9 protein-coding genes, 1 tRNA gene and 3 pseudogenes are annotated in these 10,117 nt (G+C 70.0%); 6 read left to right on the forward strand and 7 right to left on the reverse strand.

The genetic code is table 11. From position 1 onward, the window contains the following. Window positions 1–94 precede the first annotated feature (94 nt). Window positions 95–784 (forward strand): annotated as a pseudogene (locus tag QF037_RS28620) (tyrosine-type recombinase/integrase); the annotation flags it as partial. 54 nt (window positions 785–838) lie between these two features. Here the strand turns inward: QF037_RS28620 and QF037_RS51050 are convergent. Further along, window positions 839–1,507, reverse strand: a complete 669-nt coding sequence (locus QF037_RS51050; protein WP_373463827.1) for a DUF6082 family protein — start codon at window positions 1,505–1,507, stop codon at window positions 839–841. Window positions 1,508–1,649: 142 nt separating this feature from the next. On the opposite strand from QF037_RS51050, the gene QF037_RS51495 reads away from it, so the two are divergent. Then, window positions 1,650–2,725, forward strand: a protein-coding gene (locus QF037_RS51495; protein WP_444972119.1) for an IS630 family transposase whose coding sequence is annotated in 2 segments (ribosomal slippage) — window positions 1,650–2,109 and window positions 2,109–2,725 — 1,077 coding nt in all. Because the reading frame shifts where the segments join, the coding sequence is not laid out codon by codon here. Between the two features lie 104 nt (window positions 2,726–2,829). Here the strand turns inward: QF037_RS51495 and QF037_RS28635 are convergent. After that, window positions 2,830–2,904, reverse strand: a tRNA-Cys gene (locus QF037_RS28635). Window positions 2,905–3,098: 194 nt separating this feature from the next. Between QF037_RS28635 and QF037_RS28640 the strand changes: the two genes are divergently transcribed. Together QF037_RS28640 and QF037_RS28645 are read left to right on the forward strand one after the other, a co-directional pair. Beyond that, window positions 3,099–3,326 carry a hypothetical protein gene (locus QF037_RS28640; protein WP_307030024.1) on the forward strand — a complete coding sequence of 76 codons (228 nt, stop codon included), beginning with the start codon at window positions 3,099–3,101 and terminating at the stop codon, window positions 3,324–3,326. Continuing rightward, window positions 3,323–3,607, forward strand: coding sequence for a hypothetical protein (locus QF037_RS28645; RefSeq protein WP_307030026.1), 285 nt, complete (start codon window positions 3,323–3,325; stop codon window positions 3,605–3,607). Before QF037_RS28640 ends, QF037_RS28645 begins: the two co-directional genes overlap by 4 nt. Before the next feature lie 61 nt (window positions 3,608–3,668). Here the strand turns inward: QF037_RS28645 and QF037_RS28650 are convergent, their stop codons facing one another. After that, the gene (locus tag QF037_RS28650) at window positions 3,669–3,899 is read right to left on the reverse strand and encodes a hypothetical protein (protein WP_307030028.1); all 231 of its coding nucleotides are present in this window, start codon (window positions 3,897–3,899) and stop codon (window positions 3,669–3,671) included. A gap of 50 nt (window positions 3,900–3,949) precedes the next feature. Continuing rightward, window positions 3,950–4,108, reverse strand: a pseudogene (locus QF037_RS51055) (hypothetical protein); the annotation flags it as partial. Between the two features lie 128 nt (window positions 4,109–4,236). Between QF037_RS51055 and QF037_RS28655 the strand changes: the two are divergent. Both QF037_RS28655 and QF037_RS28660 read left to right on the forward strand, forming a co-directional pair. Then, window positions 4,237–5,470, forward strand: a pseudogene (locus tag QF037_RS28655) (RNA-guided endonuclease InsQ/TnpB family protein). A 79-nt stretch (window positions 5,471–5,549) separates the two neighbouring features. Beyond that, entirely contained in the window at window positions 5,550–5,684 is a 135-nt protein-coding gene (locus tag QF037_RS28660; RefSeq protein ID WP_307030030.1) for a hypothetical protein, read from the forward strand. A 9-nt stretch (window positions 5,685–5,693) separates the two neighbouring features. Here QF037_RS28660 and QF037_RS28665 read toward each other — a convergent pair whose 3' ends face one another. The 3 genes from QF037_RS28665 to QF037_RS28675 form a co-directional block, all read right to left on the reverse strand. Beyond that, window positions 5,694–7,970 carry a non-ribosomal peptide synthetase gene (locus QF037_RS28665; RefSeq protein WP_307030031.1) on the reverse strand — a complete coding sequence of 759 codons (2,277 nt, stop codon included), beginning with the start codon at window positions 7,968–7,970 and terminating at the stop codon, window positions 5,694–5,696. 71 nt (window positions 7,971–8,041) lie between these two features. Continuing rightward, window positions 8,042–8,782, reverse strand: a complete 741-nt coding sequence (locus tag QF037_RS28670) for a thioesterase II family protein (protein WP_307030032.1) — start codon at window positions 8,780–8,782, stop codon at window positions 8,042–8,044. Window positions 8,783–8,822: 40 nt separating this feature from the next. Then, entirely contained in the window at window positions 8,823–10,115 is a 1,293-nt protein-coding gene (locus QF037_RS28675) for a M18 family aminopeptidase (RefSeq protein WP_307030034.1), read from the reverse strand. Window positions 10,116–10,117: the final 2 nt, after the last annotated feature.

Here is a 10,117-nt window from a genome sequence, read left to right on the forward strand (position 1 = left end):
CGAAAGCCCGAGCGTGCCCTCATCGACGCTGCCGCGACCGCGTGCGGTGCGTCCGTGGCCGGCGGCGGGTGGATGGTTGGGGACAACCCCGTCACGGAAGGTCCAGCGCCTGTTGAAAGCCGCTGACCAGCACCGCAACTCCGCACGGTGGGCCGTCGCCCTCGCGCTCGGTCTGCGTCAAGGCGAGGTGCTGGGCTTGCACTGGGCGGACGTGGACCTTGGCGGTGGATTCCTCGTGGTCCGCCGTAGCCGCCACCGGCCGCAATGCGCCCACGGATGCTCCGAGCCCTGCGGACGCAAGGCCGCCGGGTACTGCCCGCAGAAGCGACGGACCAACCCGGAACTGACTGTCACCAAGTCGCGCGCCGGCCGCCGCGCGGTCGGTCTCCCCGAACAGCTCGTTGACCTACTCCGTGCGCACCTCAAGGCTCAGGACGCAGAGAGGGGGGCGGCCGGGAAACGCTGGGAGGAGAACGGCCTGGTCTTCCCCGATGAGTATGGCCGTAGCCCGTCCCACCGTCGTGACTGGACTGAGTGGAAGGATCTTTTGGCTGAGGCGAAGGTGCGGGACGGTCGGCTGCACGACGCGCGCCACACGGCCGCCACGGTCCTGCTCATCCTCGGTGTCCCCGAGCGCGCCGTCATGGGTCTCATGGGTTGGTCGACCACGGCCATGGCTGCGCGGTATCAACACATGGTGGACGCTGTGCGGGCCGACGTCGCGAGGCAGGTTGGCGGGCTTATCTGGAATCCGGGCGAGACCCGGCAGGAAGGTGAGAACTAGTCGCTGATCCCCTTCCGGTCTGTGTCTGCATTCGACCAGACACAGACCAGAAGGCTATTGATCGGCTGCGAAATACGCACTGGCTGGGGTTGCAGGCCCTTCAGTAGCGGCCTGTGTGAATGCTTTATCTACTATCGAGACGAACTGTATCCCTCGTGAGTTTCCCTGCGCTTCATACATATTTCGTCGCGGACCTCTGCTTAATTCCCAGTGCTTCCGAGCCACTTCGCCTCGGAAGTGCCTTAGGAAGAGAACCAGTAGCGCCTCATCGGTGTACTGGTGCAGCCGGTATTGGGAAAACCACTCACTGACGATCAAGTTCACAAAGATTACCTGCCGTGCTTCTTTCAGTGTAAGAGTCGTGAAGGCCGGTGCCCAGCAGGCCATAAGCGTGGGGTCGTTCAAGGACATAAGCGTGAGTTCCCTGTGGAAGACGCGGGCCGCTTCTACGTGGGCGAGCGTTGTTTGCCGGGCCTGGTACGCCAATGCGATAGCAACGCCCAAGACAGCGACTGCCGACAGAAAAGCGGCGTAGATTTGACTTATCTCGCTGAGCTTCCCCCAGTCTGTTCCCGAGGGTGCAATTTTCAGGATTAGGAAGGGAGTTAGCGTCAGTATAAATGTGATCGCAATGCCTGCCGTGACTCGTGTGAACGTCTTTTGGTGCCATGGCCTCTGAGTCATAAGCCCCCCTGTCGCTGTGCTCATCGTGCGTAGAGGCATACCCAGCCAGGCCGTCAGGCGTGCAGATCGCCCGAACTCGGTCCGCAGTAGGCGGAAGAAGGGTCTATATGCTCTGGTAACTGAGACGCTGAGGTTGAAAGGGTGGGGTGACAGCGGGCGTTGGCGGTGCTACATCCTCGTCATGAGGTACGCGGATGGCGGTGGTCTGACCGCCGCGGGGCGGGCGAAGCGTGAAGCGGTGCGCTTCGAGGCCGCAGAGATGTTCGAGCAAGGGGTGCGGCCGCCGGAGGTGGCCCGCCGGTTACGGGTGTCGCGGAAGTCGGCGTACGCCTGGCACGCTGCCTGGCGTCAGGGTGGCAGAGCGGCTCTGGTGTCCAAGGGGGCGGGCGGCTTCCCGTGTCAGCTCAGCGACGGCCAGGCAGAACGCCTGCAGGTCGAGTTGGAGGCCGGCCCGGCCGCGCACGGCTGGATGGAGGACCAGCGGTGGACCCTTGCCAGGGTCGCGGAGCTGATCCACCGCCTGTTCGGCTACCGGTACACCCCGCGCGGGGTGTCGTATCTGCTGCACCGGCTGGGCTGGTCGCCGCAAGTGCCCACGCACCGGGCAGCAGAGCGGGACGAACGGGCCGTCGCCCGGTGGCGGACGGAGCAGTGGTCACGGGTAAGAGGTCGGCCCAACTCCTGGGCGCGTGGATAGTCTTCGAGGACGAGGCCGGGCAGGACCTGAAGCCCGGCAAGGGCCGGACCTGGTCGAGGCGGGGCCGGACTCCACTGGTCAAGGTGACTGGGAAAGGTTCGGGCCGAGTCCTGATGGCCGGGATGATCTGCGTCAGACCCGGCCGCGAGACCCGTCTGATCTACCGGACACAGACGTACCGAGGCCGCACGGGCGAGAAGAAGGGCTTCCGTGCCCGCGAGTTCGCCGAACTGATCACCTCCGCACACCAGCAGCTCGATGGTGCCCCTCTGATCCTGGTCTGGGACAACGCCAGCACCCACCACGCCACAGCCCTGCGGGAGTTCTGCGACCGCAACGGCGACTGGCTCACCATCGTCAAGCTCCCGCCCTACGCACCCGACCTCAACCCCGTCGAAGGCGTCTGGGCCCACCTGAAGAAGTCCCTGGCCAACCTTGCACCCCGCGCGATCGACGACCTCACCCCGCTCGTGAAGAACCGCTTACGCAGCATCCAACGCCGACCAGAGATCCTCGACGGCTTCATCGCCGGGACCGGACTGGGGCTGGAGCCCCCGTAACCCTGTCACCCCACCCTTTCAACCTCAGCGGCAACTGAGACGAGAGCCGGAAGGGCAGCACCCCTCTGGGGGTGCCGCCCTTCGATTTTGCCTGATGAGGCAGGTGGAGGCCGTGGCGGGAATCGAACCCGCGTAACTCGCTTTGCAGGCGAGTCCCTGAACCACTCGGGCACACGGCCGGGTCGGTGGAGTGTGGTGCTCCGTGCCGAACTCGGTGGTACGACCGTACGGGGGCGTCGGGAAGGGGCTCAAGGGAATCACGGGGGCTGCAACGGGACTGCCACACGCCGTTCATGAACGGGGGAGTCCGTCGGTGGTCGTACGGCCAAGGTCTTGGCGTCGGACCGTCTCCCGACAGGGGTCAAGACGGGGTGTGACCCTTACGCTCGCGTACTACAGCGCGTTCCGCGGCCTTGAGCTCCTCGCCGAACGCCTCGCCCGCCAGCCCCTGCAACTCGCAGCCGGGGTTCTCCTCGGGTGGGCGCGGCCGCCGGCGTACGAGACATCGGCAGTGCCCGGCACGGTCGGGGCGGACCTGGTCGCGATGAACGAGGACCTGGCCGCGCTCAAGCGCATCGTCCTCGGCGGGGACCGCAGATGACGGTGCCCGAGATGTCCGTGGCCGTGGAGCTGGAGCAGCTCCGCGGGACAGTCGCCACCAATTTCGCCGAGGTCAAGGGATCTCTCTCCGTGCTCGTCGAGCAATCCAACCGCAACCGGCAGGACCTGCAACAGCTGCGCGAGGACACCAACCAGGACGTTATCGAACTCCGTGCAGAGATCGAGAGTCTGAAGAGGGGCCGCTGGCCGCTCCCGTCTCTCGCGGCACTCACCGCGCTCGGCGCCCTGGCCGTTGCGCTTTACCAAGCCCTCACCCCATGAACGAAGACGCCCCCTGCACGGCCCACAGAGGCCGTGCAGGGGGCTCTTTGCTGTTGCCCTGTCAGGTCAGCCGGAGGTGGCGCAGCATCAGGAGTGCGGCTACCGCGTTCGCCGACCGGACCTCGCCACGCGTGATCAACTCGGGGACCTTCTCCAGGGACACCCACTCGCGGCGCGCTGACTCGAAGCTGTCGCGAGGTTCACCGATGCGCTCGGCCTGATCCGACCAGTACACGCGGCGATGGCTCGTCGAGATGCCCGGCATGGGATCGACCGACAGCAGTAGCTGCATGGGGCCCGGGCGCCACCCGTCTCTTCCTCGAACTCGCGCGCGGCTGCGACCGCGGGGTCCTCGTCCTCGCCGGTGCCACCCGACGGGAGCTCCCACCCCCAGGCGAGGAATCGCATCCTGTGGCAGCGGCGCGGAGCGTCGCCGCATCCTGGTTCCCGGCGCGGAGCGCCGATTGCGAGGGCCCGGCGGAGCCGGCCAAAGGCGAACATGCGTACCTGTGATCGCTGGCGGGGGTGATAGTGGTGGGAGATGGGTGCAGGCGTGCGGGCCTCGCTCGTACGGTCGCTGATCAGTAGGGGCGGGTCACCGCGACAACGGTGCGGGCGGGGGTGAGGGCATGGCGGCCAGGGTGGCAACAGGTGGTGAGGGGGCGGGGCTTGCCCGCTTCACGTACCGGTTGCGGGTGTCGGCCAGCGCTGCATCGCTCCTGGGCGCGGAGTGGGACCGGTGCCGGTGGATCTGGAACGAGGCCGCGGCCAAGTCGAAGGCCGTCCATCAGCACAACGTCGCCCACCCGCAGTCCAAGCGGACCTGTGGTCCGGCCCAGCTGGACAAGATGCTCACCCGGGCACGGGCCGTAACGCCCTGGCTGCGGGTGGGTTCCAGCGTTCCCCAGCAGCAGATCATCCGGGACTTCGGGAAGTCCCGTACCAAGGCGCTCAAGGACGTCATGGAGCGGCTGCCGATGCGGCAGCGGGCCGGGATGCCTGGCTTCAAGAAGAAACACGAGACGCACCCGACGCTGAACTACACTCGGCGCGGCTTCCAGCTGAAGGACCGATGGCCGGCTGCATCTGGCGGGCGGCATCGCGCTGACCGTGGTGTGGTCGCGTCCGCTGCCCGCCGCCCCGTCCAGCGTCCGCGTCTACCAGGACAGCCTCGGCCACTGGTACGCGAGCTTCGTCGTCCCCGCCGCCGTCGAACCGCTGCCCGGGACGGGCGCGGTGATCGGGGTGGACTGGGGCGTGACGGAGATCGCCACCACTACCTGTGACGCCCGCGATCTGCCGCACCCCGAGCACGGCAAGAAGGCGAAGGCGAAGCTGTCGCGGTACGACCGGATGATGGCCCGCCGCACACCGGAGCAGGGACAGCCCGCATCCAAGGGCTACCAGGCGGCGAAACACCTGCGGGCCAAGGCCCACAAGAAGATCACCCGGCAACGCGAGGACACCGCCCGCAAGTGGGCGAAGCAGGTCGTGGCCGACCACGACGTCCTCGCCGTGGAGGACTTCGATCCCAGGTTCCTGGCCAAGTCGACCATGGCGAAGAAGGCCGCAGACGCCGGCATCGGCGCCGCCAAGCAGGCTCTGCTCCATATGGCCCGCAAGCACGGCAGGATCGTGCATCTAGTACATCCCGCGTACACCACGATGGACTGCGGACAGTGCGGTGCGAGAACCAAGCACCGACTCCCGCTGGGTGAACGTACCTACAGCTGCACCGCGTGCGGACACGTCTCGCCCAGAGACAAGAACTCCGCGCGCGTGATGCTTGTCAGGGCGGGTTTGAGCCCTGCTGGTGCCGAGGGCATAAGACCGGGCGGAACGCTGTTCCGCCCGGCAGCCTGAGCCAGGAATCCCTTCTCCTTCAGGGAGGGGAGCATTCAAGACGAGCCTGTTCGGGAAACCAACCCTGGGCGGTGGCACGGTGAGTCATACGGCGACGGAGGCCACCGGCTCGCACCCGGCCGCGTTCGCCGCGGTGTTCCTGCCGATGGCGGCGGTGGCCCTGGTCGGGGCATGGGTGACGACCCGGCTCCGGGAACGGCCGACCACACCCTGAGCCCGAGCGTCACGCACGCCCCGTGCCCCGCCGTATCTCCTCGGCGAACCCCCGCACGGTCGGCTCCTCCAGCAGGGCCGCCAGCGGGATCTCCGCGCCCAGCCGCTCCCTGAGCCGGGTGACGGTCTCGACCACCTTGTACGAGTTCCCGCCCAGGTCGAAGAAGTCGTCATCGGGCTTCACGGAGTCCAGCCCGAGGGCCTCGCACCAGACGGCGGCCACCAGCTCCTCGACGCCCAGCTCCCCGGCCCCCGCGTCCCCCGCGTCCGGTGCGGGCGCCGGGCGCGACGGTGTGGCGCGGGCCGCCCGGGACTCCAGCAGCAGGCGGTCCACCTTGCCGTTCGGCGTGAACGGGAGGGCGTCGAGGAGGTCGACGGTCGCCGGGACCATCGTGGGCGGAAGCCAGCCGCGCAGGGCCTCGCGGACCGACGCCGTCAGCTCGGCGGCCGGCGCGGACGGCACCTCGGGCACTACGAACGCGGCCAGCGCTTTCTCCAGGCCCGTGCCGTGTGCCACCACGACCGCCTGCCGCACCCCCGGGCAACGCCGGGCCGTCGACTCGATCTCGCCGAGCTCGACACGGACACCGCGGATCTTCACCTGCCGGTCGGCCCTGCCGAGGAACTCCAACGCGCCGCCGGGCCGGGCCCGTACGAGGTCGCCGGAGCGGTAGAGCCGCCGGCCCGGTGCCACGGGGGGTGACTGGAGGAAGCGTTCCGCGGTCAGTTCGGGGCGGTCGAGATAGCCCAGGGCCAGGCCCGCGCCGCCGATGTACAGCTCGCCGGGTTCGCCCTCGGGCACCGGACGGCCGTCGTCGTCGAGGACCCACAGCTCGGTGTCCGGGACGGCGGAGCCGATGAGGACCGTGTCGAGGGCGGGGTCGCGCGGGCACGGCCAGGCGGTGCAGTGGATCGTGCACTCGCTGGGGCCGTAGAGGTTGGTCAGGGAGGCCGTGGAGCGGGCGTGGAAGCGGTGCACCAGGTCGGCGGGGAGCGGCTCGCCGCCGGTCAGGACCTGGCGCAGACCGTCGTAGCGCTCGGTCTCGTCGCGGGCCAGCAGGAACAGTTCCAGCAGCGACACGCCGAAGTACATCGTCGTGACGCGGTGGTCGCGGATCAGCGCCGCCAGGTGGTCGACGTCGCGCTGTCCGCCGGGGGCGGAGAGTACGAGCGTGGCGCCGGAGAACAACGGCCAGTAGATCTCCGCGAGATACATGTCGAAGGTGCACGTGGTGTGGTGGACGAGCCGGTCGTCCCCGGTCATGGGGTGCGTGGTCTGCAGCGCGTTCATCCGGGAGACCAGGGCGCGGTGGCTGATCAGGGACGCCTTGGGGCGGCCGGTCGAGCCGGACGTGAAGATCAGCGCGACGGGGTCGTCCGGGGAGCCGTCCACCGGAGTCGGTGTCGGTGCCGGCTGTCCGGTGCGGTACTCGTCGTCCGTCAGCAGCGGGACCGCACAGCCGTCGAGGCGGTCGCGCAGGGCCCGGCTCGTCAGCACCGCGCGCGGCGCGCAGTCCTCCAGCATGCCGAGCGTGCGGGCGGGCGGATCGGCCACGTCGAACGCCACGTGCGCCGCCCCCGCGCAGGCCACGCCCAGCACCGCCGCCACGAACCCGACCGACCGCTCGTGATAGACCGCCACCCGGTCGCCGGGCCCCAGCCCCCGGGCCCGCAGCGCGGCCGCCACCACCAGCACCCGCTCCCGCAACTCCCCAGCACTCACCGCGGCCCCATCGGCACAGACCAGGGCCGTCCGACTCGGGTCCCGCCCCAGACGCTCCAGCAGCAACGCATCGATCCGGTGGGCGGCACCAGCGGCATCCAGGCTGCTCGCCGCGCCTGCCGCGTCCGCCGAACCCGTTGTGCCGCCCGAGCCCGCGGCGTCCGCCGAGCCGCCTGTGTCCGCCGCGCCTGCCGTGCCTGCCGTGCCGCCTGTGCCCGCTGAACTCGCCGTGCCGTCCGAGCCCGCCGTGCTGGCCGCGTCCGGCGAGTTCGCTGCGTCCGCCGAGATCGCCGTGCCCGTCGCACCTGCCGCGACCGTCGTGTCCGCCCCGCCTGCCGCGTCCGCCGAACCCGTTGTGCCGCCCGAGCCTGCGGCGTCTGCCGTGCCGCCTGTGTCCGCCGCGCCTGCCGTGCCTGCCGTGCCGCCTGTGCCCGCTGAACTCGCCGTGCCGTCCGAGCCCGCCGTGCTGGCCGCGTCCGGCGAGTTCGCTGCGTCCGCCGAGATCGCCGTGCCCGTCGCACCTGCCGCGACCGTCGTGTCCGCCGCGCCTGCCGAACCCGCCATGTCCGCCGTACCAGCCGTATCCGCCGCCGTACCAGCCGTACCAGCCGTATCCGCCGTACTCGTCACCCGCGTCACACGAGACCCCAGTGGTCGAGGTTCTCCGCCACAGCCGTCGCCAGGGCCTCCGGCTCGTCCACCAGGAGCAGGTGGTGGCCCGGTAGCCAGACCGTGCGGGTGTGGGGGCCGAAGAGGGACCAGTCGTCGGTGCGTTCCTCCGAGCAGAGTTCGTCCTCGTCGCCGAAGACGGTCAGGAGGGGGACGCCGGGGTCGAAGGGTTCGCAGACGTAGTCCTCGACGGCCCTGATGTCCGCCACGATCGCCGGCAGCAGCAGGCCGAGCATCTCCTCGTTCGCGGCGAGTGCGTCCGGTACGCCGCCGAAGTCCCGCAGGATGTCCAGGACTTCGGCACGGTCGCGGCCGGGGTCGACGTCGCGCAGGAGACGGCGGCCGGGGTCGGGCTTCTCGTTCACCGCCCACTGGGACACCACGACGAGGCCCGCGACACCGGCGGACCCGGAACGTCGCAGCGCCTCCAGCGCGATCACGGCGCCCGAGCACACGCCGAGCACGAGCAGGGGTGCCGTGCCAGGCAGGTCCCGGATCGTGGCGGTGACGTCCGCGGTGAGGGCGTCGAGATCACGCCCGGTCTCCCGGACGCGGGACTCGCGGCCGGGCAGCCGGGCCGTCGCCACCAGCCAGTCGTCCGGCGCGTGCGCGGCGAACGGCTGCCCGCTCGCCCCGCCCGCCCCGGCGTGCGGCACGATCAGCACCCGCAGTACGGCCCGCTCGGGGTCGGCCCCCGCCAGGGTCACATTCCTCGATGACACCTTCTGCCCCCTCTTGTCGGTCGGCTCAGCCCGCCGAGACGAACTCCGTCAGCGCCCGGGTCAGATACCCGGGGTCGTCCGCCCCGCACAGCTCGCGCGAGGAGTGCATGGACAGTCCGGGCACGCCCACATCCACCGTCGTCACGCCCAGCCGGGCCGCGGTGATCGGCCCGATCGACGTACCGCAGGGCATGGCGTTGTTGGACACGAACCGCTGCCAGGGCACCTCGGCCCGGTCCGCGGCGGCGGCGAACGCGGCATAGCCGGTGCCGTCGGTGGCGTACCGCTGATTGACGTTGACCTTGATCACCGGGCCGCCGTTGGGCAAAGGATGGTTGTCCGGGTCGTGCCGCTCGCTGTAGTTGGGGTGCACCGCGTGCGACATGTCGGAGGAGACGCAGACCGTGCCCGCCAGTGCCCGCGCCCAGTCCTCGGCGCCCCCGCCCCGCGCGGTCACCACCCGGCCCAGGACGCGTTCCAGCAGCGGGCCCTGCGCCCCGGTCTCGGAGCCGGAGCCGACCTCCTCGTGGTCGAACGCGGCGAGGACCGGGATACATTCGGCGGCCCCCGGCCAGGACTGCGCGACGGTGGCCAGCGTGGCGGCGCCCGCGTGCACGGAGACGAGGTTGTCCAGCCGTGCCGAGACCAGGAACTCCCGGTCGGCGCCCAGCAGTCCGGGCTTCTGCACGTCGTGCAGCATCAGGTCCCAGCCGAGCACCTCGGCCGGGTCGAGCCCGGCGCCCGCCGCGATCCGGCGCAGCAGCGCACCCGGCTCCGGCCGGCCCAGCGCCCACACCGGCTGGAGCTGGCGCTGCCGGTCGAGGGACAGGCCCTCGTTCACCGTACGGTCGAGATGGATCGCCAACTGCGGTACCCGCAACAGAGGTTCGTCGATCTTGACCAGCTTCGCCGTGCCGTCGCGCAGGGTCAGCCGGCCGGAGACTCCGAGGTCGCGGTCGAGCCAGGTGTTCAGCGGGACCCCGCCGTAGATCTCCACGGCGACCTGGCGCCAGCCGGCCGAGCCGGTGTCCGGGGTCGGCTTGACCCGAAGGTTGGGGGAGTCGGTGTGTGCGCCGATGATCCGGAACGGTGTGTGCGCGGGCGCCCCCTCGGGGACGTACCAGGCGAGCAGCGCGCCGCCCCGTACGACGAACCGGCCACCGCTGTGACCGGTCCACTCGTCGGTCTCCCGCAGCTCTTCGAAGCCGGCCTTCTCCAGGCGCTGCACGGCCTGCGCCACCGCGTGGTAGGGCGAGGAGGCGGCTTCCAGGAAGGCGAGCAGGTCCTCGTTGTGCAGGGGATCGATGGCCTTGGTCATGC

Origin of the sequence: Streptomyces canus, from assembly GCF_030815415.1 — a bacterium.
Lineage (GTDB): Bacteria > Actinomycetota > Actinomycetes > Streptomycetales > Streptomycetaceae > Streptomyces > Streptomyces canus_F.